Source organism: Tardiphaga sp. 813_E8_N1_3 (assembly GCF_051811025.1).
In the GTDB taxonomy this organism is placed as follows: domain Bacteria; phylum Pseudomonadota; class Alphaproteobacteria; order Rhizobiales; family Xanthobacteraceae; genus Tardiphaga.
On sequence record NZ_JBPWQE010000001.1, the window covers coordinates 2,420,268 to 2,441,698 of the forward strand.

Annotated in this window: 22 protein-coding genes; 13 read left to right on the top strand and 9 right to left on the bottom strand. The window is 62.5% G+C overall.

Annotation, left to right across the window (positions count from 1 at the left end; translation table 11 throughout):
- Positions 1-199: 199 nt before the first annotated feature.
- The 6 genes from AB8A33_RS11555 to AB8A33_RS11580 all read left to right on the top strand — a co-directional run bounded on the left by AB8A33_RS11555 (position 200) and on the right by AB8A33_RS11580 (position 7,078).
- Positions 200-1,345, top strand: coding sequence for an efflux RND transporter periplasmic adaptor subunit (locus AB8A33_RS11555; RefSeq protein ID WP_439092865.1), 1,146 nt, complete (start codon positions 200-202; stop codon positions 1,343-1,345).
- Positions 1,346-1,356: 11 nt separating this feature from the next.
- Positions 1,357-4,518, top strand: coding sequence for a multidrug efflux RND transporter permease subunit (locus tag AB8A33_RS11560; RefSeq protein WP_439092866.1), 3,162 nt, complete (start codon positions 1,357-1,359; stop codon positions 4,516-4,518).
- Positions 4,519-4,527: 9 nt separating this feature from the next.
- Positions 4,528-4,782, top strand: a complete 255-nt coding sequence (locus tag AB8A33_RS11565) for a hypothetical protein (protein WP_439092868.1) — start codon at positions 4,528-4,530, stop codon at positions 4,780-4,782.
- A complete protein-coding gene (locus AB8A33_RS11570) occupies positions 4,779-5,108 on the top strand; it encodes a DMT family transporter (protein ID WP_439092870.1) in 330 nt (109 codons plus the stop codon). The genes AB8A33_RS11565 and AB8A33_RS11570 overlap by 4 nt, the downstream gene beginning before the upstream one ends.
- Positions 5,109-5,269: 161 nt before the next feature.
- A complete protein-coding gene (locus AB8A33_RS11575) occupies positions 5,270-6,253 on the top strand; it encodes a Bug family tripartite tricarboxylate transporter substrate binding protein (protein WP_439092872.1) in 984 nt (327 codons plus the stop codon).
- Positions 6,254-6,283: 30 nt separating this feature from the next.
- Positions 6,284-7,078 (top strand): class II aldolase/adducin family protein, encoded by a 795-nt coding sequence (locus AB8A33_RS11580; protein ID WP_439092873.1) that lies wholly within the window; start codon positions 6,284-6,286, stop codon positions 7,076-7,078.
- 133 nt (positions 7,079-7,211) lie between these two features.
- Here the strand turns inward: AB8A33_RS11580 and AB8A33_RS11585 are convergent, their stop codons facing one another.
- From AB8A33_RS11585 to AB8A33_RS11595, 3 genes are all read right to left on the bottom strand, one after another.
- Positions 7,212-7,529: an NIPSNAP family protein gene (locus AB8A33_RS11585; protein WP_439092874.1), complete on the bottom strand. Its 318-nt coding sequence runs from the start codon at positions 7,527-7,529 to the stop codon at positions 7,212-7,214.
- A 33-nt stretch (positions 7,530-7,562) separates the two neighbouring features.
- Complete coding sequence (locus AB8A33_RS11590; RefSeq protein WP_439092875.1) at positions 7,563-8,537, bottom strand: Bug family tripartite tricarboxylate transporter substrate binding protein; 975 nt, start codon at positions 8,535-8,537, stop codon at positions 7,563-7,565.
- Between the two features lie 215 nt (positions 8,538-8,752).
- Entirely contained in the window at positions 8,753-9,652 is a 900-nt protein-coding gene (locus tag AB8A33_RS11595) for a helix-turn-helix domain-containing protein (protein ID WP_439092876.1), read from the bottom strand.
- A gap of 335 nt (positions 9,653-9,987) precedes the next feature.
- Between AB8A33_RS11595 and AB8A33_RS11600 the strand changes: the two genes are divergently transcribed.
- Together AB8A33_RS11600 and AB8A33_RS11605 are read left to right on the top strand one after the other, a co-directional pair.
- Positions 9,988-10,410 carry a group III truncated hemoglobin gene (locus tag AB8A33_RS11600; RefSeq protein ID WP_439092878.1) on the top strand — a complete coding sequence of 141 codons (423 nt, stop codon included), beginning with the start codon at positions 9,988-9,990 and terminating at the stop codon, positions 10,408-10,410.
- An 85-nt stretch (positions 10,411-10,495) separates the two neighbouring features.
- Positions 10,496-10,717, top strand: a complete 222-nt coding sequence (locus AB8A33_RS11605; RefSeq protein WP_093758344.1) for a hypothetical protein — start codon at positions 10,496-10,498, stop codon at positions 10,715-10,717.
- Between the two features lie 93 nt (positions 10,718-10,810).
- On the opposite strand, the gene yghU is transcribed toward AB8A33_RS11605, so the two are convergent.
- Positions 10,811-11,683 carry a glutathione-dependent disulfide-bond oxidoreductase gene (gene yghU / locus AB8A33_RS11610; protein ID WP_439092880.1) on the bottom strand — a complete coding sequence of 291 codons (873 nt, stop codon included), beginning with the start codon at positions 11,681-11,683 and terminating at the stop codon, positions 10,811-10,813.
- A gap of 191 nt (positions 11,684-11,874) precedes the next feature.
- On the opposite strand from yghU, the gene AB8A33_RS11615 reads away from it, so the two are divergent.
- On the top strand, positions 11,875-13,122 hold the full coding sequence (locus tag AB8A33_RS11615; RefSeq protein WP_439092882.1) for an MFS transporter: 1,248 nt from the start codon (positions 11,875-11,877) through the stop codon (positions 13,120-13,122).
- Between the two features lie 19 nt (positions 13,123-13,141).
- On the opposite strand, the gene AB8A33_RS11620 is transcribed toward AB8A33_RS11615, so the two are convergent.
- Entirely contained in the window at positions 13,142-13,546 is a 405-nt protein-coding gene (locus AB8A33_RS11620; RefSeq protein WP_115028945.1) for a GFA family protein, read from the bottom strand.
- Between the two features lie 95 nt (positions 13,547-13,641).
- Positions 13,642-14,529 carry a BJP family subclass B3 metallo-beta-lactamase gene (gene blaBJP, locus AB8A33_RS11625; protein ID WP_439092886.1) on the bottom strand — a complete coding sequence of 296 codons (888 nt, stop codon included), beginning with the start codon at positions 14,527-14,529 and terminating at the stop codon, positions 13,642-13,644.
- A gap of 179 nt (positions 14,530-14,708) precedes the next feature.
- On the opposite strand from blaBJP, the gene AB8A33_RS11630 reads away from it, so the two are divergent.
- Positions 14,709-15,692 (top strand): zinc-binding metallopeptidase family protein, encoded by a 984-nt coding sequence (locus AB8A33_RS11630; protein WP_439092888.1) that lies wholly within the window; start codon positions 14,709-14,711, stop codon positions 15,690-15,692.
- Positions 15,693-15,767: 75 nt separating this feature from the next.
- Here the strand turns inward: AB8A33_RS11630 and AB8A33_RS11635 are convergent, their stop codons facing one another.
- Complete coding sequence (locus tag AB8A33_RS11635) at positions 15,768-16,748, bottom strand: Bug family tripartite tricarboxylate transporter substrate binding protein (RefSeq protein ID WP_439092890.1); 981 nt, start codon at positions 16,746-16,748, stop codon at positions 15,768-15,770.
- A gap of 837 nt (positions 16,749-17,585) precedes the next feature.
- Positions 17,586-18,335: a cation transporter gene (locus AB8A33_RS11640; protein WP_439092892.1), complete on the bottom strand. Its 750-nt coding sequence runs from the start codon at positions 18,333-18,335 to the stop codon at positions 17,586-17,588.
- Between the two features lie 61 nt (positions 18,336-18,396).
- Between AB8A33_RS11640 and AB8A33_RS11645 the strand changes: the two genes are divergently transcribed.
- Together AB8A33_RS11645 and AB8A33_RS11650 are read left to right on the top strand one after the other, a co-directional pair.
- Complete coding sequence (locus AB8A33_RS11645; protein WP_439092894.1) at positions 18,397-18,789, top strand: MerR family transcriptional regulator; 393 nt, start codon at positions 18,397-18,399, stop codon at positions 18,787-18,789.
- 221 nt (positions 18,790-19,010) lie between these two features.
- Complete coding sequence (locus AB8A33_RS11650; protein WP_439092896.1) at positions 19,011-19,301, top strand: hypothetical protein; 291 nt, start codon at positions 19,011-19,013, stop codon at positions 19,299-19,301.
- 85 nt (positions 19,302-19,386) lie between these two features.
- On the opposite strand, the gene AB8A33_RS11655 is transcribed toward AB8A33_RS11650, so the two are convergent.
- Positions 19,387-20,718 carry an aspartate aminotransferase family protein gene (locus tag AB8A33_RS11655; protein WP_439085027.1) on the bottom strand — a complete coding sequence of 444 codons (1,332 nt, stop codon included), beginning with the start codon at positions 20,716-20,718 and terminating at the stop codon, positions 19,387-19,389.
- Positions 20,719-20,877: 159 nt separating this feature from the next.
- Between AB8A33_RS11655 and AB8A33_RS11660 the strand changes: the two genes are divergently transcribed.
- Positions 20,878-21,426 carry a cupin domain-containing protein gene (locus tag AB8A33_RS11660; protein WP_092143706.1) on the top strand — a complete coding sequence of 183 codons (549 nt, stop codon included), beginning with the start codon at positions 20,878-20,880 and terminating at the stop codon, positions 21,424-21,426.
- The last annotated feature ends 5 nt before the right edge of the window (positions 21,427-21,431 follow it).

Here is a 21,431-nt window from a genome sequence, read left to right on the forward strand (position 1 = left end):
GAGCGGTATCTGCACTGGCAAGCGCAATCCGCGGCTCAGCGGGCTCTGCTGCGATGCAAAATATCTGGTTGTAAAGAAACCGACCGCGCGGTATGTTCTAAACCTGACTCCGCGAGTCGAACGTGTTTTGGGGCCGTCCGTGCCGCTACGGGATGCCGGTCCGATCCAATCAATGGTGACATAAGTGTTTGAGAAGTCGATGTTTTATGTCCGTTCCGTCGTAGCATTGGCGCTGGTCTTGGTGCTGACGGGCTGCGGCGAAGGCAAGCAGACAGGATCTGACCAAGCAGCGCCAGCAACGGTAGTCAGTGTCGTGACCGTGGCGCCCGAGACGTTGCGGATCGTCAATGATCTGCCGGGCCGTATTGCGCCGACACGGATTGCCGAGGTGCGGCCCCGGGTTGCGGGCATCCTGATCGAGCGCGTGTTCAAGCAGGGGACGATCGTGCGCGAGGGCGATGTGCTGTATCGCATCGATCCAGCGCCCTTCCGCGTACGTGTGAACAGCGCCAAGGCAGCGCTGCAGCGCGCCGAAGCTACCCGCGTGCTCGCGAAACAGCAGGCCGAGCGACAGACGCAGCTCAAGGAGCGTGACGTCACCACCGGCCAGCTCTATGACCGCGCCGTTGCCGAGCTTGCGCAGGCCGAGGCCGATGAAGCTTCCGCCCGTGCAGGGTTGGAAGCTGCGCAACTGGATCTGCAATATACGGAAGTCCGCGCGCCAATCACCGGACGCATCGGGCGGGCCCTGATCACCGAAGGAGCGCTCGTGACCGTGGGCGGCGCCGAGAGCCTTGCCACGATCCAGCAACTCGAACCCGTCTATGCCGACTTTACGCAATCTGCGAACGAACTTCTGACGTTGAAGCGTGCCGCGCAGGCGAGTTCTAGAGAGCAGGGTGTTGCCGCGGCAGATGTCCGGCTCAAATTCGACGATGGCTCGGAATATGCCCAACAAGGTCGCCTGCTGTTCTCCGAAGCTGCGGTGGATGCAACGACGGGGCAAATCACCCTGCGCGGTGAATTCCCCAATCCCGATGGCGATCTGCTGCCCGGCATGTATGTGCGCGTGCAGATCGTACAGGGCGAGCAGAAGGACGCACTGTCGGTGCCCGAGCGCGCGTTGCAGCGCGATCCCGGCGGTCAGGCGCAGCTTTATGTGATCAATGCCGAGCGAAAGGCCGAACTGCGCAGCGTGACACCGTCGCGTCTCGTCAACGGTCGCTGGATCATCAAGAGCGGCCTCAATGCGGGCGACAGCGTTGTCGTGGAAGGCTTCCAGACGCTGGCGCCTGGCGCGTTGGTCGACCCAAAGCCGTGGCGCAGCCAGACGGCAGCGAAGTAAGGCGCGCGCAGATGTCCGATTTCTTCATCGCGCGGCCGATCTTTGCTTGGGTGGTCGCCATCTTCATCATGATCGCCGGTGCGCTGGCGATTCCGAATTTGCCAGTCGCGCAATATCCGAACATCGCACCGCCGCGCATCGCGATCTCCACCAATTATCCCGGCGCGTCGTCTGAGGAGATCTACCAGGGCGTCACGCGGCTGATCGAGGATCAGCTCAACGGCATTCCCGGCCTGATGTATTTCGAGTCGACTGCGGATGCGACCGGCGCGATTCAGATCGATGTCACGTTCCAGCCGGGCACGACCATCGCGCAGGCGACGGTGGACGTGCAGAACCGTATCCGTCGCGTGGAGTCGCGGCTGCCGCGCGCGGTGACCCAGCAGGGCATCATCGTCGAGGAAGGTTCGATCGCGTTCCTGTTGTTCATCTCCATGCAGTCCACCGATGGCTCGATCGACAGTATCGGCCTCGGCGACTACATCACGCGCAATGTGCTCAGCGAAATCCGCCGTGTGACGGGTGTCGGCAAGGCGCAGCTATTCGGCACCCAGCGCTCGATGCGCGTCTGGCTCGATCCGGACAAGATGCTCGGCCTCGGTCTCACATCGGCGGACATTGCGGCCGCGATCACGGCGCAGAATGCACAGGTATCGGCAGGGCGCATCGGCGCGACGCCGAACCCGATCTCGCAGGAAGTCTCGGCGCCGGTGCTGGTGAAGGGACAACTCGGCACGCCCGACGAGTTCGCTGCCATCGTGCTGCGGGCCAATCGCGACGGATCGTCGGTGCGGTTGCGCGACGTGGCGCGGGTCGAGGTCGGCGGCGAGGACTATAATTTTGCCAGTCGTCTGAATGGCAAGGCGGCAGCGGCCATCGGCGTGCAGATGTCGGCAACCGGCAACGCGCTGGCGACCTCCGAGGCGGTCAATGCCAAGATGAAGGAGCTCGCGAAGTTCTTTCCGAAGGGGCTGACCTACGAGATCCCCTATGACACGACGCCTTTCGTCAAGGCGTCGATCGAGAAGGTGCTGCACACGCTGGCGGAGGCGATCGGTCTCGTCTTCATCGTGATGTTCCTGTTCCTGCAGAACATCCGCTACACGCTGATCCCGACCATCGTGGTGCCGATCGCGCTGCTTGGTACTTGCGCGGTAATGTTCGCGACGGGCTTCTCGATCAATGTGCTCACCATGTTCGCTATGGTGCTGGCGATCGGCATTCTGGTTGATGACGCCATCGTCGTGGTGGAGAATGTCGAGCGGCTCATGGCGCAGGAGGGCCTGTCGCCACGAGAGGCGACGCGCAAGGCCATGAAGCAGATCAGCGGCGCCATAGTCGGCATCACGCTGGTGCTGACGGCGGTGTTCGTGCCGATGGCGTTCTTTCCGGGCGCGGTCGGCATCATCTACCGGCAGTTCAGTCTGACCATGGTGGTATCGATCCTGTTCTCAGGCTTCTTGGCACTGACGCTGACGCCGGCGCTATGCGCCACGTTCCTGAAGCCGATCGCCAAGGGGCATCACGAGAAGGGCGGCTTCTTCGGCTGGTTCAATCGCAGATTTGACACGCTGGCGGGACGTTATCGGTCGTCTGTCGCGTGGGCGACCGGTCGCACCGGACGCATCATGGTGGTCTATCTCGTGCTGCTGGTCGGGCTCGGCTGGGCTTATGTGCGGCTACCGTCCGGCTTCCTGCCGACCGAGGACCAGGGCTATGTGATCGTCGATATCCAGGCGCCACCGGAAGCGAGCCAGACGCGCACGCTGGAGTCGGTGAAGCAGGTCGAGACTGTGTTCATGAAGGAGGAGGGTGTCGCCAGCGTATTCTCGGTGCTGGGATTCAGCTTCTCCGGTAACGGCCTCAGCTCCGGCATCGCATTCCCGACGCTGAAGGACTGGAGCGAGCGCGCGACGAAGGATGCCGCACCAGCCATCGTCAACCGTACCAATGCCGAATTCGCCAAGATCGGCGATGCGACCGCGTTTGCGCTGTCGCCGCCGCCGATCGAGGGCCTCGGCAATTCCACCGGCTTCACCTTCCGCCTGCAGGACCGCAGCAACCGCGGCTCCGCCGCGTTGTCCGCTGCGGCCAGCCAGTTGATGGCGGCGGGAGCCAAGAGTGCCGTGCTGGTCGGGCTTCGCATCGAAGGCCTGTCCAATTCGGCGCAACTCAATCTCGTCATCGACCGCGAGAAAGCTAACACGTTCGGCGTCTCTTTTGCCGATATCAACACGACGGTCTCGGCCAGCCTCGGCTCGTCCTATGTCAACGACTTCCCCAATGCAGGCCGCATGCAGCGCGTCACCGTGCAGGCGGAGGACAACCGGCGTATGCAGGCCGACGATCTGCTGAAACTGAACGTCCGCAATGCCAGCGGCGGCATGGTGCCGCTGTCGGCCTTCGCGCGCACCGAATGGGCGAAGGGGCCGGTGCAGGTGGTCGGGTTCAACGGTTATCCGTCGATCCGCATCGCCGGCGATGCCGCGCCGGGTCATTCGTCCGGCGACGCCATCAAGGAGATGGAGCGGCTGGTCGCGCAACTGCCCGATGGCTTCGGCTATCAATGGGCGGGGCAGTCCCAGCAGGAGATCGAGTCAGGCAATCAGGCGCCGTTCCTGCTTGGGCTCAGCGTGCTGTTCGTGTTCCTTCTGCTCGCTGCGCTCTATGAGAGCTGGTCGATTCCGCTGTCGGTGATGCTGGTGGTGCCGCTCGGTATCATCGGATCACTGCTCGCGGTGATGCTGCGGGACATGCCGAACGACATCTATTTCAAGGTCGGCCTCATCGCCATCATCGGTTTGTCAGCGAAGAATGCGATTCTGATCGTGGAATTCGCCAGGGAGTTGCATGCCGAGGGCAAGTCGCTGCGCGAGGCGGCGATCGAGGCAGCATTCATCCGCTTCCGGCCGATCCTGATGACCTCACTGGCTTTCATTCTCGGCGTGACGCCGCTGGCGATCGCGACCGGCGCCAGCGCCGGTAGCCAGAACGCCATCGGCACGGGCGTGCTTGGAGGAATGATCTCGGCCACCGTGCTCGCGGTGCTGTTCGTGCCGGTGTTCTACGTGTTCGTGCTGAAGCGCATGCCCGCGAAATCGGCCCGACGCGGTTCTGAGGATGAAGAGGCGGCGGCGCCCCATGACGGCACGCCGCGTCCGACCACGATGTAGGAGTCGAGCATGCGCCGCATGGCTTACGAACGGGATCTCGAGCCGGCCTGGCTCAACTACGGCGATCGCGTGCGCATGAATGCGTTCGGGCTGGAGCGGCACCCGACCTATGGTAGCCGCGAGGGCATCATCGTCGGCATGGGTACGCCAAGCAGCGTGCGCGTGAAATTCGATGACCGTGTCACCGTCCAGGCGATTCATCGCGATTATCTCGAACGCGTGTCCGGTAAATCCGGAGCGGCCAGCACCGGGCGTGCGTCATGACCTATGCCTATCTCACCATCGCCATCCTGTGCGAAGTGGTTGCCACCAGCTTCCTCAAGCTCTCCGATGGCTTCAGCAAACCGGTGCCGTCGCTGGTGACGGTGGCGGGCTATGCCGTGTCATTCTATTTTCTGTCCATCGCCTTGCGCGACATCCCGACCGGCGTTGCCTACGCGATCTGGTCCGGCGTCGGCGTCGTACTGGTGACCGGAATCGCCTGGGCTTTTCAGGGGCAGAAGCTCGATCCGGCAGCGCTGTGCGGTCTCGGCCTGATCGTCTCCGGCGTGATCGTGATCAACCTGTTCTCGAACGCCACGGTGCATTGATTCACCGGGACGGCAACGTCCCGTTGGTCGATTGCGCGTCCCGTGTAATCCGATAGCTGCCCGGCTTATTTAGTCGTCGCATCGGCTGGGCTCTTGTTTTAGCCTCTCCCGAAAATGCCGTTCCAGGTGCAAGCCCAATGGACCGGCGCAAGGGAGAAAACGTGAGCAACAACAAGAAGGGGCGATGGGTTTCCATCGCTGCGGCCTTTGCCGCATCGCTGTTCGCCGCAGCACCAGGGCAGGCGCAGCAATATCCCGATCGCAACATCACGATGGTCGTGCCATTTCCGCCCGGCGGAACGACCGATATCGTCGCGCGCATCCTCACTGAACAGCTCAGCACCGAACTCGGCAAGCAGGTGATGATCGAGAACCGCGGCGGCGCCAGCACCTCGATTGGTGCGCAAGTCGTGGCCGGTGCCGACAAGGATGGTTACACGCTGCTATTCGCCAGTGCGACGACCTTCACGACGAACCCGCACCTGTTGGCCTCCATCAAATACAAGCTGGAGGATTTCGCGCCGGTTGCGATGGTGGTGAAGGTGCCGTTTGCCTTCGTCGTGAAGAAGGACTTTCCGGCCGCCGACGTCGCGGCGTTTCGTGCCTATGCGCTGGCCAATCCGAGCAAGGTCAACAACGCCACCAACGGACCGGGCAGCACGGTGCACCTGATGGGGGAGATCGTGGCCCGCGGACTCGGCGTGAAGCTGCAGCATGTTCACTATCGCGGTGCTGCGCCGGCGATGAACGACATGCTTGCGGGCATCGTCGACAGCAATGTGGAAGCGTTGACCAATACGGTGTCGAACCACAAGGCCGGTATGTACCGCGCGCTGGCCGTCTTGTCCGAGGAGCGCCTTCCACAATTGCCTGATGTGCCGACCTTCAAGGAGCTCGGATTTCCCTCGATCGTCGGCGCGACATGGTTCGCGGTTTTCGCGCCCGCGGGTACGCCGCAGCCTGCACTGGACAGGCTGAGCGCCGCCATCACCCGCATCGTCAGGACGCCGGAATTTGCAAGGAAGATGGAGCCGATCGGCAATCAGCCGTGGCCGATGACGCCGGCGGAACTCGAAACTCATGTGAAGAGCGAGCGCGACCGCCTGGGCAAGCTCATTCGCGAAGCCAACATCACGGTCGACTGACCGCTTGAACAAGATCAAGGGAGAACATCAATGAATGCAGCCGTCAGCTCACCCGCAGTGAAGGTCGTCCGTTCGGTGCAGGATCAGGTCAGCCCCGAGGAATGGCAGTCGCGCGTCAATCTCGCGGCCTGCTATCGCCTGACGGCGATGTACGGCATGACCGAGATGATCGCCAACCATATCTCCTGCCGCGTGCCGGGAACGGAAGATCAGTTCCTGATCAATCCCTATGGCATGCTCTATGAAGAGATCGATGCGTCGAGCCTTGTGAAGATCGACCTCGATGGCAACACGCTGTTCAACGCGTCCGACTACGCCGTGAATGCCGCGGGCTTTGTGATCCACAGTGCCATCCACATGGCGCGTCACGATGTCGATTGCGTCGCGCATACTCATACGGTGGCCGGCATGGCTGTATCGGCGATGGAATGCGGGTTGCTGCCGGTGGCGCAGACCTGCATGCGCTTCCTTCATGTCGCCTATCATGACTTCGAGGGCATCGCGGACAATCCAGAAGAGCGGGACCGACTGATCGCGCATCTCGGCAATCACGAGGCGATGGTGCTGCGTAATCACGGCCTGCTGGTGGTCGGCAAGACCATCGCCGCCGCTTTCAACGTGCTGTTCCGGATGGAGCGGGCCTGTCAGGTTCAGGTTGCAGCGCTGTCGTGCAATACCAAGCTGATCACGCCGTCGCAGAAGGTCCTGCAGGATACCTATGACCGCATGAAGCCGCGCGACAATGTTCCGGGCCTCAGCGGCGAACTGGCGTGGCCGGCGCTGCTCCGCAAGCTCGACCGGGTCGATCCGTCCTATCGCAACTGAGCTTGCGCTGCCGGGCTCGGCGCCTGCCGGGCTCGCAGGCGTGGCATCCACCTGATGAACAGAAGGGATGCGCAGCATCAGGAATGCGGCGCATCATAGGTTCGGCAGTCAGACGCCGCGACTGCAGGTCCGCCTACGGCTTGAAGAACGACACCGGCGTCATCAGCTGGTTCTCCTGGCTGATGAGATAGGCGGCTTCGGCGCTGATCTTCAGGTAGCCGGCCCAGGCTGGGTCCTTCTGCAGCGCCTGGCGCTTGGCCTCGCGATCGGCCGCGCTGTCATAGACCCAGATGTGCATGTAGCTGTTGACATTGCCGGTCTCAATTTGCGCGTAAACGAGCGGCTTGCCCAGATGGCGGCTCTGGATCTCGTAGCCATGCTCGGCATACAGCGCGAGGTGTTTCTTGATGGTGCCGGGGCGGCAGGTGTAGGTGCGAACGTCAAGCAGCATAGGATTTCCTCAAGCGGTGGCGGAACAATGGAGTCATTCGGCGGTGGCGCCGGATTGTTTGACAAGCACGGCCCAGCGCGCCACCTCGTCGTTCACGTATTTCTGGAATACCGCCTGATCGTCGCCGACCGGGTCTGCGCCGAGACCTTTGAGCCGCTCCTGGACAGCGGGGTCGGATACGCTCTGAACGATGGTCTGCGAAAGCTTCTCGACGATAGCGGGGGGCGTGCCGGCCGGTGCGAACAGGCCGAACCACGAGCGTAGGTTCATGCCGGGATACGGCGTTTCTGAGAAAGCGGGCACGTCCGGCAAGGCGGCGTGACGCGTGCTGCCCGTCACCGCCAGCGCCTTGAGCTTGCCACTCTGCACCAGAGAGAGAACTTCGGGCAGGTTGGCGAACATGATCTGCACCTGTCCGCCGATCATATCGTTGAGCGCCTGCGCGCCGCCCTTGTAAGCGACGTGCGTGATCTTCGCACCAGCCAGTGTGCTGAACTGCTCGCCGGACAGATGGGACGCGGTGCCCACGCCGCCCGATGCATAATTGACGCTCGCGGCATTGGCCTTGGCGTAAGCGGCGAGTTCGCTCACCGAATTGACCGGCACCGACGGGTGCACCACCAGCAGCAGAGGCACCGACGCCAGGTTTGACAAGGCCGCGAAATCGCGCGTGAGGCTGTAGCTGAGCTTCTGGTAGAGCGACGCGTTGATCGCGTGGCTCGACGTGGCCATCAGCAGCGTATAGCCGTCGGGCTCCGAGCGCGCCGCCGCGGCGCCGCCGATATTGCCGTTGGCGCCGGCCTTGTTTTCCACCACGATCGACTGGCCGAGCCGTACCGACATGGCTTGCGCCACGGTGCGCGCGATCACGTCGGTGGCACCACCGGCGGCGAACGGCACGATCACGCGCAGGGGACGTTCCGGATAAGCGGCCATCGCGCTGACTGAGGTGAGGGCCAATGCTGCGGCCACGACGAGGCTCCGCAACGGAATGATTGCTTTGTACATTTTGTTTCCTCAGCCTCGTTTTTATGTCCTGCCGACGGCGCGCTCCGCAGATGGGGGCGGTCGTGGCGGTGGGCGTCATGCCATGCCGACATGCGCATACGAACGCGCACGTGGCGACAGCAGCGCCCGGTCAGGCGTCCATGCCGAACACTTTATGCAGCCGTACGGCGGCGGCGCTAGGACGGATCAGACGTTGTGTTGGACTTTTCCGCGTGTCAGTCCAGCGGACGGCAATGCTTCCTCCGGAAGTCGCCCGGCGTGAGGCCGGTCTGCTTCTTGAAGAAGCGCGCGAAGTAAGCCGGATCCTCGATATTGAGGCGGAACGCGATCTCGGCGATGCCCGTTTCAGTGTTGCTGAGCCAGCGCTTGGCTTCGAGCATCACGCGTTCCTGCACCACCTGGCTGGCTGTGCGCGCCACAGTTCGCTTGACTGCATCGTTGAGCTGACGCTCGCTCACGCAGAGCGCCTCGGCATATTGGCCGATGGTTTCGAAGCGGAGGTAGTGCGTTTCCACCAGTATCGCGAAACGGCGCGCGAGCGCCTGGTGCGGACCAATGCCGCCGGCGGGCTCATTGTCGGGGCACAGACGACTCAGGCGCGTGAGCAGGATCAGCAGGCAGGCCCGCACCACATCGGGGAATCCCGGCTGGCGATCGCGTGCCTCGCATTCCATCTCGCCGAGCAGCGGTAGCATGCCGTCATGCTGAGCCTGCGTGAGATAGAGCACGCTGTTGCCGCGCGCAGGTTGGAAGAACGGAAGTTTCGCGACATCGTCGGCGCGCGGAAACATCCGCGCGAAGAAGTCGGTGCTGAAGTTCAGCACGTAGCCGTGTGGCTTGACCGATGACGTCCAGGCATGGACCTGGCCTGGCGAAAGAAAGAAGACGGAATGGTCGCGCACGTCGAAATGCGCGAAGTCGAGTGTGTGCGTGCCGCTCGCGCGGGTCATCCAGAGCAGATGGTAGTAGTTGTGCCGGTGCAGGAAACCGCGCGGGATGTCGTCGCGGTCCTCCAGTCGTACGAGATCGAAGTAGAACGAGCCTTCGCCCGCGAAATCCGAGGTTTCAAAGGTTGGAAACTCGCCGGAGCGGGCGGAGAGGAGAGCTTCGGGCAAGTGAAGTGTCCTTGCTGTTTCGGGGCACGGTTATCAGCGTCATCCTATCGCAAAAAGCCGGGGAGTACCGGGAGTTGGCGAATGCGACGCCGGACGGTCTCTCCGGGGAGTTCGGCAAGCTCTATAAGAATTTTGGGTACGGCTCCATCGCACCCGGGAAGTTGCGTCGGGGGCCTGCTCCTGCAGGCATTTTAGGGCGTTCGCTCGGAAGGGGACCTGGTGGAACGGACGCAGACGGCGGGTCGTCGCAACTGAGCTTGCGCTGGATCAATTGCAAAACGGATTTCGGGCGATGGCGGTTGCCGAGCTGGCCGCCGTCGCCTACATCAGGGCGCATGACGCAGACCTCTGAAATCGGCTTCACCAGCTTCCAGCCCTCCCTGAATGAAGAGAATATCGCGCTTCTGGTGCAGACCTTTTATGGCCGCGCCCGCGAGGATGATTTGCTCGGGCCGATTTTCAACAGCGCGGTGACCGACTGGGATCATCACATTTCGCAGATCAGCGATTTCTGGTCGTCGATGATGCTGAAGACCGGCCGCTACAATGGCCGGCCCATGCGTCCACATCTCGTGTTGCCGCTGAAGGGCGAACATTTCGATCGCTGGCTTTTGCTGTTCGAACAGACCACGCGTGAGATATTTCCGGCTGAGGTCACCGAGGCCTTCATGACCCGCGCGCGCCGTATCGCTGACAGTTTCGAGATGGGCGTTGCCTCGGTGCGCGGTGAAATCGTCAAGCCGCGGCACAGCGTTTAAAAGGGTAAGTATGTGACGCATGGCCGGTCTTGCGAGAGCCGGTAGTTGCGCTAGGCTGCGGCTCCAACAAACCGGGAGTCGGTCCATGAAACGTCTGTCTGTTCTCGTTCTCTTGAGCCTGTTCAGTGCTGCGCCCGCAATGGCGCAATCCTGCAACGCCGTCAGCGGCGACGGCAAGCCGCTTGCGGGCGCCGCCAAGAAGAGCTTCATGAAGAAGTGTTGCGAGGACAACGCCAAGAGCGCCGAGGGCAAGCCACTGGCCGGCGCCGCCAAGACCTCATCAGTCAACAAGTGCATGAAGGGCTGAGCTTGCAGCCCCACGCATCCAGACGTGCAAAAGCCCCGCTCGCGCGGGGCTTTTCGTCTTCGGGCTGAAGCGACCTCGGCGCGAGCCCTTGTCTCAGCTCCTGGCTTCTAGCTTGTCCTGCGTGTTCGTGTCGAAGTCGCTGGCGTCATGGCGTTCGCGCAACTGGCCGGCCGGGTCGCCCGAGGTGCGATTGACCATGCGACCGCGCTTCACCGCAGGTCGTGCCGCGATGGTCCTGGTCCAGCGCTGCAGGTTCTTGTAGCTCTGCACATCGAGGAAAGTGCCGGCATCGCCATAGATCGCGCTCTCCGCAAGGCCGCCATACCAGGGGAAAATCGCCATGTCGGCGATGCTGTAGTCCTTGCCGGCGATGAACTCGTTGTTGGCGAGTTGGCGATCGAGCACGTCGAGCTGGCGCTTGGTTTCCATCGCATAGCGGTCGATGGCGTATTCGATCTTGGTCGGTGCATAGGCATAGAAATGGCCGAAGCCGCCGCCGAGGAAGGGGGCGCTGCCCATCTGCCAGAACAACCAGGACAGGCACTCGGCGCGTTCCGGGCCGCCCTTTGGAAGGAAGGCGCCGAATTTCTCGGCGAGATGCACCAGGATCGCGCCGGATTCGAACACGCGAAACGGCTTGTCGCCGCTGCGGTCGATCAGAGCTGGAATCTTGGAATTAGGGTTCACATCGACGAAACCCGAACCGAACTGGTTGCCGTCGATCCGGATCAGCCACGCATCATATTCCGCGCCTGTATGGCCGGCTGCGAGCAGTTCCTCGAACATGATCGTGACCTTCTGGCCGTTCGGCGTCGCCAGCGAATAGAGCTGGAACGGATGTTTGCCGGTCGGGAGCTCCTTCTCATGGGTGGGGCCGGCGATGGGCCGGTTGGTCGAGGCAAATTTGCCGCCGTTTTCCTTGTCCCAGGTCCAGACCTTGGGAGGCGTGTAGGGGGCGTCGGTCATGTCAGGCTGGCTCCGGAAAGGGGCGGGGTTGATGGTTGTCGGGGACAGGTAGGGTTGAATGCATCTGCATGCAAGATGGCGATGCTTCCTATGTCGGAAGCCGCCTTGTGCCGGGTGGTGACATGCGATGTAACGAGTTCGCGCCGTCATTGCTGACGGCAGGATTCCCTCCGTCTGAAGATTTCCGACCGATGAGCGACACCCCAGCGCAGACCGTCGGCGCACCGCCCACCAAACGATCCTTCGCGGCGCTGCATCACCCGGGTTTTCGCGCCCAGTTCATCACTTACGTGCTGGCCATGATGGCCGACAATATCGAGCATGTGATCAGCTACTGGGTGGTGTTTCAGAAATTCCAGTCGCCGGCGCTCGGCGGTTTCGCCATCGTCTCGCACTGGCTGCCGTTCCTGCTGTTCTCGGTCACGTCCGGCGCGCTGGCGGAGCGTTTCGATCCGCGGCGCGTGATCCAGTGCGGCATGGCGCTGTTCATTCTGGCATCGCTGGGCTGGGGCTATTTCTTCGTCACTGATACGCTGCAGATGTGGCAGGCCATGGTCCTGCTGGTGATCCATGGCTGTGCCGGCGTGCTCTGGCAGACGTCGAACCAGATGCTGCTCTACGACGTCGTCGGCCCGGCGGACCTGCCGAGCGCGGTGCGTCTGAACGCCATGGCGCGCTATCTCGGTGTCATGGTCGGCCCTGCGGTCGGCGGCGTGATCCTGCTCGTGTTGGGCCCGGCCTATGGCATCATGCTCAACACCATCTTCTATCTGCCGCTGGTGCTGTGGCTGATCAATGCGCCCTATGGTCCGCGTTTCCGCAAGGGCGCGCCGATCCCGCAGCGCGCGGTGCGCGGCTTCGCTGATATCGTCCAGACCATGCGTGACGTTCGCCACCGGCCCGTGATTGTCTCCATGATCTCACTGGCCGGCGCGGCATCGTTCTTCGTCGGCAACGCCTATAGTTCACAGATGCCGAGCTTCGCCCACGATCTTGGCCACGGCGATCCCGGCATGTCCTACAGCATGCTGCTGGCGGCTGACGCAGCTGGCGGCCTGCTTGCCGGCCTGGCGCTGGAGGGCAGGCAATTGCTGGCGCCGAAGCCGCGTACGGCGATCATTCTGGCGCTGCTCTGGTGCGGGGCGCTGGCGATCTTCGCGCTGACCGGTCACTACGCCATCGCACTGGTGTTCCTGTTTGCAGCGGGATTTCTTGAATTGTCGTTCAACGCGATGGCGCAGAGCCTCGTGCAGCTCGACGCCCCGCTCGATAAGCGCGGTCGCGTCATCGGCCTGTTCAATATGGCGAGCCTGGGTCTGCGCGCCTTCAGCGGCATCTCGGTCGGCGTGATCGGCAGCATGATCGGGATCCACTGGTCGCTCGCGCTGTCGGCGCTGGCGACCATGGTTGTCGCGGCGGGACTGTTGGCGCTACCCTAGCGAGGAGAACCCCGGCGTCCTACCAGTCGACGAACCGGTCGTCGCCGCCGAATGCAGCCGGCATGGCAGCGTAATGTGGGAGGCCGTCGCGGACCGGAGCGATTGCTTCGCTGCAATTGATATGCAGGCTCGGCTTGAACGCATCTCCGAGCAGATAGCCGTTGATGCTGCGCATGCCGATCCCGTCGAGTTCGATAATCAGCCGCGTGGCACATTTTGCGCAACTGAGGCGCGGGGTCGTCTTCAGCGCGAACGACGTCGTGTCGCCTTGAACGACTTCGACACCGTCAGCCGGATAGACAGCCTCGGCCACATAGGCCGCACCGTGGACGGTCTGGCAGTCGGCGCAGTGGCACCAGAAATGGGCGATGGGGTCGGCTGAAATCCTGAGCTTCACGGCGTTGCAGGGGCAGGCGAGTTCCATGGGTGCACCTCATCTGATGCGCAAACTACCAGCCGACCGCCATCGCCGACAACCGCCGCGGCTTGCGACAAATCGCTCGCCGCAGCGCTCATTCGCTATTTGCCGTTCTGCAACGCCGCCGTCTGTTTGGCGAGCTGCTTGTCGAAATCCTGTTCGAGTGTTGCAGCGTAGGTGGCAAGCTCGCCCGGTTTCACGAACGGGTTCGGCTCGCCGTCCTTCATCGCCGCGCGCTTGGCCTGCATGCCATAGACTTCCGGATGCGGTCCGAGCAGCACGTCGATTTTCATGGCTTTGGCCTTGGCATAGGTCGACCGATAATCGTCGACGATGCCGGAATGGGTCGGATTGCCGACCAGCCGGTTCAGCGCCACGGTGCCGCTGCAGAAGAACAGGACCTCACGGTTCTCGCTGCCGTCCTTCACGGTCATCTCCCAGCTCGTGCAGCCCGGCGAATGACCGGGCGTCGCATGCGCCGTCAGCGTGGTGCCGCCGAGCGTGACCTTGTCGCCTTCGGTGACGGTGCGATCGACCTTGACCGGCGGGAAACCGATGTCGGTGTTCTTTTCATCGCCCGGATAGGTGCCGCTTTCGAGCAACGGCTTGTCCCGTAAGCCTGCGATCAGTTGCGCGCCGGTGTCTTTCTTGATCTCCGCAAAACCGCCAGTGTGATCGAAATGGGCGTGGCTGTTGAGGATGATCTTGATGTCGGCTTCCTTGAAACCGAGCTTCGTGATGTGGTCCTTGATCATGCCCGTCGATTGCGGGACGCCGGTATCCATCAGGATCAGGCCGTCCGAGGTCTTGATGATATAGACCGCGATGCCATCGGTGCCGACATAATAGATGTTGTCGATGAGCTGAAAAGGCTCGAATGGCGCGGTCCATTTGACCATGACCTGCGCCAGAAAATCCTTGACTGTCTGTGCCTGCGCGCTACCTGCAAATAGCGCCAGAGCGCAAATGGCTCCTGCGAGCGTCTTCATGATGGCCTCCCGGTCTGATTTTTATTGGTTCTTCTGAACGCCAGGATTGAAGCGCGATTTGGGCAGATTGCTCAAGCGCTATTCACGCATGACGGGATCGCGCATGACAGACACGGCCCGGCGGCGAATATTGCGAGCGCCGCCGAACTATCCCGGCCGTTTCGGGTTAGAGTTCACCCATGAAACAACTGATCTGTCCCAATTGCCAGACGCGCGTCTTCTTCGAGCAAAGCGATTGCGTGCAATGCGGCGAGGCGCTGATCTTCGATACTTCGCAGTCCAATGTCGTCAGCGCCGCGTCAGCCATGTCCTGTGCCAATCGCAATCTGATTGCGTGCAACTGGGCCACAGATGAGAGCGATCCGTTCTGTCCGTCCTGTCGCCTGACGCGCACGATTCCCAATCTGGTGTCCGATCGCAATGTCGCGCTCTGGAAGCGGGTCGAGCAGGCCAAGCGACGTCTGACCTATGATCTGATGCGGCTCAGACTGCCTCTTGCCGTTTCGAGTGGCGCGCATATCGCGTTCGACATTCTCTCGGACGAGACCGCCGGACATCCGATCATGACCGGACATTTGTCGGGGCTGATCACCATGAATCTCTCCGAAGCGGACGATGCCGAGCGCGAGGCGCGGCGCGCGGCGTTTCGCGAGCCGTATCGTACATTGCTCGGCCATTTCCGCCACGAGGTCGGGCATTTCTACTGGGAGGCGCTGGTCGATCAATCGCAGCTCATCAGCCCATTCCGCCTGATCTTCGGCGATGAAACCCGCGACTATGGCGAAGCACTCGCGGCCTATCACAATCGCGCTGATTGTTCGTGGAACAGCGACGCCTTCATCAGCGAATATGCGACCTCGCATCCGTGGGAAGACTGGGCCGAGACCTTCGCGCATTTCCTGCATATCGTCTCGACGCTGGACACCGCGTCGTCGCTGCCGCTGTCACTGGACGAACGCTCGCGTCATACGCTGGACGATCCCTATCTCGAGCGTGATTTCGAAGCGCTGCTGTCGCTATGGGATGCTGTGTCCTACAGCATGAACGAACTCAATCGCTCCATGGGCATGAGCGATGCTTATCCGTTTCACCTGACACAGGCGGTGAGGGGAAAACTGCATTTCGTGCATCTGGCGATTCTGAAAACGCGCGGCGAAGGGTGAGGGTGGCTCTGTCATTCCGGGTTCGCGCCGGTCTGCTTCGCAGATCAGCGCGCCCCGGAATGACGAGCTACGTTCTTACTGCTCCATCTTGATCCCGGCGTCGGTGATCACCTTTTTCCAGCGCGCGATCTCGTCGGTGACGAAGGCGCGGAATTCATCCGGGGTGGTGCCCATGGGGACGATGCCCTGATCGTCGAGCTTCTTCTTCAGGTCGGGATCGGTGAGGGCTTTCTTTGCTTCGAGCGAGACGCGGTCCACGATCTCCTTCGGTGTACCCGCCGGCGCGATGATGCCGGACCAGGTGCCGGAGACGAAATCCGGCACGCCGGCTTCCGTCATGGTCGGCACATCGCCGGCCGCCGGGACGCGCTCCTTGGCGGCGACGGCGAGCGCCTTGGCATTGCCGGACTTCACCTGCGACATCAGCGGTCCGATGACGTCGAACATCACATTGATCTGGCCGCCGACCGTATCCTGCAGCGCGCCGGACGTGCCCTTGTAAGGAATGTGCTGCAGATTGATGCCTTCGCGGCTCTTCAGCATTTCCATGGTCAGATGTGCCGCCGAGCCGATGCCTGACGAGGCGAAGTTCAGCGAGCCGGGCTTAGCCTTGGCGAGCGCGATGAACTCCTTCATGTCCTTGACGGGCAGGGATGGTGTCGCAATCAAAATCAGTGGCGCGACCGAGGTCAGCGACACATAGGTGAAGTCCTTCATCGCATCATAGGGCAGCTTCGGATTGAGCGTCGGATTCACCGAATGCGCGGCGATCACGGTGCCGAAGGTGTAGCCGTCGGGGGCTGCCTTGGCGACGGCGTCGGTGCCGATGGCGGCATTCGCGCCCGGCTTGTTCTCGATGACGATCGGCTGGCCCAGCGCCGCCGACATCTTTTCGGAAACGAGGCGCGCCATCAGGTCGGTATAGCCGCCCGGCGTATAGGGCACGACCATGCGGATCGGCCGGTTCGGCCAGCTCTGCGCAAAGGCAGTCCCGGCGCTGCCGGCGCAGGCGGCCATCACGGCGATCACGCTCGCGGCGCGGACGAAGCTCTTCATCATTTCATTTCCTCGACTGCCGGCGCGCTCCGAGGCGGCGGGAGCGCCAAAGCGCCTGCCTCGGATCGCAGACCGTTCTTCTTGTTGTCTGCCCGTTCTGCGCCGCGACGGATGTCGCGGGATGCAGAGTCCCGTAGGCAGGCTATCGCATCACACCGTAACCGGGGAAGTAGACGAAAGGCCGCTAACGTCCGCTGCCGCAGCGTGGAATTTGCCGACGTGAGACGCGGATGCATGTGACCAGGATGCTTGTGGCCAAAGAGCATGTGACCTCCCGTGATGACGTTGTTGATCGCTGTGAATGCAGGTGAGGGGACGGCCACGCGCCGTCCTTGCCCGCGCCGGTGGCGCGTGAGTGGCAGTCCCGGTGGCCTCCCTCAAGAATGAGGGAGATGAAGCGCCGAAAGGCGCGACTTCAGTTAATGCCGCAGCATAGTGTCCGGATCGCCGGACAGCAGAGGCTGCGGAAACGCCTTTCGACGCTCCACCGTGACGATTTCTGTCCTCGGGGCCGTGCTTCCGGGTACTGGGCACAGGCATCGCGCCCGTCATCCGGCAGGCTTTCGCCCGCCTTCGCCCGCACCCGTCCAGCCGCAAGCGGCAGAGCCCCGTAATGGGCCCGGACGGCTACCCAAGGCCTCCCGAGTGCGTGAGGGAACGTCTCCCTCCCGCCCGCAGGCGCCACATCCCGCCCCGCGCTAACAAGCGTCCCTGGCAACGCCCCTCAAAGTAGGACGGGATGCAGGGGAATATAATCTGCATTGAAGCGACGTCAAGGATTATTTTCAAGATCGCCGCGGGCGCGCACGCCGACGATGGAGGGGCAGCATGTCAGGCTCAGGAACGCCCGGACATGCCGACGGGCGCGGGCTGTTCGGAATATTCAGCCCAGGCCTGACGGAGTATCTGCACCGAGGAGGAGAGAAATATGAAGGCCATCACGGCGGCAACCGCCAGATCCGGCCACGCGCTCGACGAGCCCCAGACTCCCAGGGCTGCGAACATGACAATGACGTTGCCGATGGCATCGTTGCGGGAACACAGCCAGACAGAGCGCACATTGGCGTCGCCGTCCTTGTAACGCATCAGGAGCAGCACCGAGGCGAGGTTGGCTGCCAGCGCCAGGAAGCCGATCGCGCCCATGACCTCGGCACTTGGAACGCCCAGGATCAGCGTGTGATAGACGGTCGAACCGAACACCCACAGCGCCATGACGCTGAGCGAAAGGCCCTTGAACAAAGCCGCCGTTGCTCGCGTCCTGATGCTGCTGCCGATGACCGCGAGGCTCAGTCCGTAAGTGACTGTATCGCCGAGGAAGTCGAGCGCATCCGCTTTCAGCGCCTGCGATCCCGCGATCTGTCCCGCGATCATCTCGACAAGAAACATGAGGCCGTTGATCGCAATGACCGCCCACAGCACGCGCTTGTAACGAGGATCGACGCCGTCGAAGACCGGAACGCCGCCAGAGCAACCGCATGCCTCGGTCCCGCAAGCCGCCGGGGAGATAGGCTTCGCGTTCGCCTTCGAAAAATCGATGGGCGGCGGCTCGCAGCAGGTGTCGGTGGTGCAACAGGTCTTGTCGGACATCGGCTTCCTTTCAATGTGAGACAAGCGTACAACCTCTAGCGACTAGAGGTTCAAGGGAAAAATGGATTACGCAATCGGAGAAGCGTCGCGTCTGACGGGCATCAAGGTGCCGACGATCCGTTACTACGAGGGGATTGGTCTGCTGGCCGCGCCCACAAGGACGGAGGGAAAGCAGCGCCGTTATCGCCCCGAGGATGTCGCCCGTCTGAACTTCATCCGGCACGCACGCGAACTCGGCTTCGAGATCGCCGACATCGCCGAATTGCTGACCCTGAGCGAGGGACCCGATCAGTCTTGCGCAGAGGTCGATCGGATCACGCGTCGGCACCTGTCGGACGTCGAGCGCCGGATTGCGCAACTCACCGCGTTACGCGGAGAATTGAGGCGCATGGTGGAAGAGTGCAGTCATGGCAGGGTCGGTGACTGCCGGGTGATCGAGACGCTGTCTGGATGACACAAAGCACGGCGGTTGCTCGCCGCGCATGGGGTACTCGTCCTCGTAAAAATGTGATGACCGATATCGGGCGGCTCGTCGCGACGTGATCGGTTGCGAGCTTTTTTGTTCGCGGCATCAGACCGGATGGTCACAGTTGATCGGTAAAACGGCTCGCGACGTCGACGCGTCGGCGCGCTCCGACCTTGGTGCGTGCGCATCCTCAAGCCAATGAGCCCGCGATGCCGATCCAATTCCGCAAGGCCTCAATCAGATCTCGCAAGCGAACATTGGGACTGGCCGCCTTCGGCCTGATCCTGGACGCGATCGTCAGTCATCCCCGCGTCGACGTGCCGGCGATGGTGAATGTCGCGATGATGTCGCGCTTTGCCATAGCGCCTGTCATGGCATCGCTCGGCGGTCTCTCATGGACGAGCAGCACAGGTTCGAGCAACACCGTCGCGCCGACGCCGGTGACGAGCGCGGATCATGTGGCGTGGATATGCCCGCGGGCGCGTGGCAGCGCAAGTTGATCGACAACCAGCTCTCTTAAACAACAACGGCCCGGATGAAGCAGGCGCTTCATCCGGGCCGTGTTGGATCAGACCACTCGTCGGCTCAGGCGACGCGCTTGATAGCGTCGCTGAGGATCGAGACGATCTCGTCGATATGGTTCTTCTCGACGGTCAGCGGCGGCGACATCGCGAAGGCATCGCCGCTCTGGCGCAGATAGAGACCGGTGTTGAAGCAATCCACCATCACCTCGTAGCCGCGGGCACCGGGTGCGTCCTTGCGCGGGGCGAGTTCGACGGCGCCCATCAGGCCGCAATTGCGGATGTCGATCACGTTTGGCAGATCACGCAGCGCGTGCAGGCTGTCGCGCCAGTATTCGGCCATCGACGCGCCGCGGGTCAGCAGACCTTCGTTCTTGTAGATGTCGAGCGTGGCGATGCCGGCGGCGCAGGCGACCGGATGTGCCGAATAGGTGTAGCCGTGGAACAGCTCGATCTGGCCTTCCGGGCCGTTCATCAGCCCATCATAGATCTTGCGGCTGGCGAATACGGCGCCGCAGGGCACGGTGCCGTTGGTGATGCCCTTGGCAGTGGTCATGATATCCGGCGTCACGCCGAAGAACTGCGATGCGAATGGCGCGCCGAGGCGGCCGAAGCCGGTGATGACTTCGTCGAAGATCAACAGGATGCCGTGCTTGGTGCACAGCTCGCGCAGGCGCTGCAGATAGCCCTTCGGCGGCGGCAGCACGCCTGTGGAGCCGGGGACCGGCTCGATGATAACGGCAGCGATGGTGTCGGCGCCATGCAACGCGACGAGACGCTCGACGTCGTCAGCAAATTCAGCGCCGTGATCCGGCAGGTCCTTCGAGAAGGCGTTGCGGGCGAGATCGTGGGTGTGGCGGATGTGGTCGACGCCCGGCAGCTGGGCGGACGAGAAGGCGCGACGGTTATTGACCATGCCGCCGACCGACGTGCCGCCGAAGCCGACGCCGTGATAGCCGCGCTCCCGGCCGATCAGGCGCGTGCGGGCGGCCTGGCCGTTGGCGCGATGATAGGCGAGCGCAATCTTCAGCGCGGTGTCGCCGGATTCAGAGCCCGAGTTCGTGAAGAAGATGCGGTCGAGGCCTTCCGGGGCGATCTCGGCGAGGCGGTTGGCAAATTCGAAGGCCAGCGGGTGGCCCATCTGGAAGGCCGGGGCGAAATCGAGGGTGGAGAGCTGCTTCTCCACGGCGCTGGCGATCTCGCGGCGGCCGTGGCCGGCATTGGTGCACCACAGGCCGGCGGAGCCGTCGATCACCTTGCGGCCGTCTTCGGTGGTGTAATACATGCCCTGGGCCGACGCGAACATGCGCGGTGCCGCCTTGAACTGACGGTTGGCCGTAAACGGCATCCAGAACGTGTCGAGCTGCAGGCTGTTCGGAATCTGATGGACGGTCACGTCGCGCTCCCAGGGATGATGTTCGGGCTGATTTTCGCATCTGGATCATGTTCGTAACATTGCAACAAGTCCTTTTCTTGAGCTGATTAAGCTGTTGATTTTGCTGAGCGGACCGAGCCATATTTGTTCGATCCAGAACACTCACAACAGGATTTGAGCGTGAGCATCGATCTCGGCGAACGGCTGCGCTTCGTGCGCGGGCGCCACAAGCTGTCGCAGCGCGAGTTGGCCAAGCGGGCGGGCGTCACCAATTCGACGATCTCGCTGATCGAATCCAACCAGATGAACCCGTCGGTCGGCGCGCTCAAGCGCATCCTCGACGGCATTCCCATGGGGCTCGCCGAATTCTTCGCCATCGAGCCGGACCGGCCGCGCAAGGCGTTCTACCGCTCGGATGAGCTGACCGAGATCGGCAAGAAACCAATCTCCTATCGCCAGGTCGGCGATAACCTGTTCGGCCGCGCCTTGCAGATTCTGAAGGAGTGTTACGAGCCGGGTAGCGACACCGGGCGCGTGCCGCTGGTGCATGACGGCGAGGAGGGCGGCATCGTGATCTCAGGCCGGCTGGAAGTCATCGTCGATGACGAGCGCCGCATCCTCGATCCCGGCGATGCCTATTATTTCGAAAGCCGTCGCCCGCATCGCTTCCGCTGCGTCGGCAACAAAGCCTGCGAGGTCATCAGCGCCTGTACGCCGCCGACGTTCTGAGGATC

Excerpts from the sequence above, each read along its gene's own strand:
- AB8A33_RS11585 (WP_439092874.1), bottom strand. The coding sequence starts at position 7,529 with ATGCTGCTTGACGTTCGCACCTACACCTGCCGCCCCGGCACCATCAAG.
- AB8A33_RS11630 (WP_439092888.1), top strand. The coding sequence starts at position 14,709 with ATGAAACAACTGATCTGTCCCAATTGCCAGACGCGCGTCTTCTTCGAG.
- AB8A33_RS11580 (WP_439092873.1), top strand. The coding sequence starts at position 6,284 with ATGAATGCAGCCGTCAGCTCACCCGCAGTGAAGGTCGTCCGTTCGGTG.
- blaBJP (WP_439092886.1), bottom strand. The coding sequence starts at position 14,529 with ATGAAGACGCTCGCAGGAGCCATTTGCGCTCTGGCGCTATTTGCAGGT.
- AB8A33_RS11590 (WP_439092875.1), bottom strand. The coding sequence starts at position 8,537 with ATGTACAAAGCAATCATTCCGTTGCGGAGCCTCGTCGTGGCCGCAGCA.
- AB8A33_RS11640 (WP_439092892.1), bottom strand. The coding sequence starts at position 18,335 with ATGTCCGACAAGACCTGTTGCACCACCGACACCTGCTGCGAGCCGCCG.
- AB8A33_RS11605 (WP_093758344.1), top strand. The coding sequence starts at position 10,496 with ATGAAACGTCTGTCTGTTCTCGTTCTCTTGAGCCTGTTCAGTGCTGCG.
- AB8A33_RS11615 (WP_439092882.1), top strand. The coding sequence starts at position 11,875 with ATGAGCGACACCCCAGCGCAGACCGTCGGCGCACCGCCCACCAAACGA.
- AB8A33_RS11570 (WP_439092870.1), top strand. The coding sequence starts at position 4,779 with ATGACCTATGCCTATCTCACCATCGCCATCCTGTGCGAAGTGGTTGCC.
- AB8A33_RS11555 (WP_439092865.1), top strand. The coding sequence starts at position 200 with ATGTTTTATGTCCGTTCCGTCGTAGCATTGGCGCTGGTCTTGGTGCTG.
- yghU (WP_439092880.1), bottom strand. The coding sequence starts at position 11,683 with ATGACCGACGCCCCCTACACGCCTCCCAAGGTCTGGACCTGGGACAAG.
- AB8A33_RS11645 (WP_439092894.1), top strand. The coding sequence starts at position 18,397 with ATGGATTACGCAATCGGAGAAGCGTCGCGTCTGACGGGCATCAAGGTG.
- AB8A33_RS11620 (WP_115028945.1), bottom strand. The coding sequence starts at position 13,546 with ATGGAACTCGCCTGCCCCTGCAACGCCGTGAAGCTCAGGATTTCAGCC.
- AB8A33_RS11565 (WP_439092868.1), top strand. The coding sequence starts at position 4,528 with ATGCGCCGCATGGCTTACGAACGGGATCTCGAGCCGGCCTGGCTCAAC.
- AB8A33_RS11600 (WP_439092878.1), top strand. The coding sequence starts at position 9,988 with ATGACGCAGACCTCTGAAATCGGCTTCACCAGCTTCCAGCCCTCCCTG.
- AB8A33_RS11635 (WP_439092890.1), bottom strand. The coding sequence starts at position 16,748 with ATGAAGAGCTTCGTCCGCGCCGCGAGCGTGATCGCCGTGATGGCCGCC.
- AB8A33_RS11650 (WP_439092896.1), top strand. The coding sequence starts at position 19,011 with ATGCCGATCCAATTCCGCAAGGCCTCAATCAGATCTCGCAAGCGAACA.
- AB8A33_RS11560 (WP_439092866.1), top strand. The coding sequence starts at position 1,357 with ATGTCCGATTTCTTCATCGCGCGGCCGATCTTTGCTTGGGTGGTCGCC.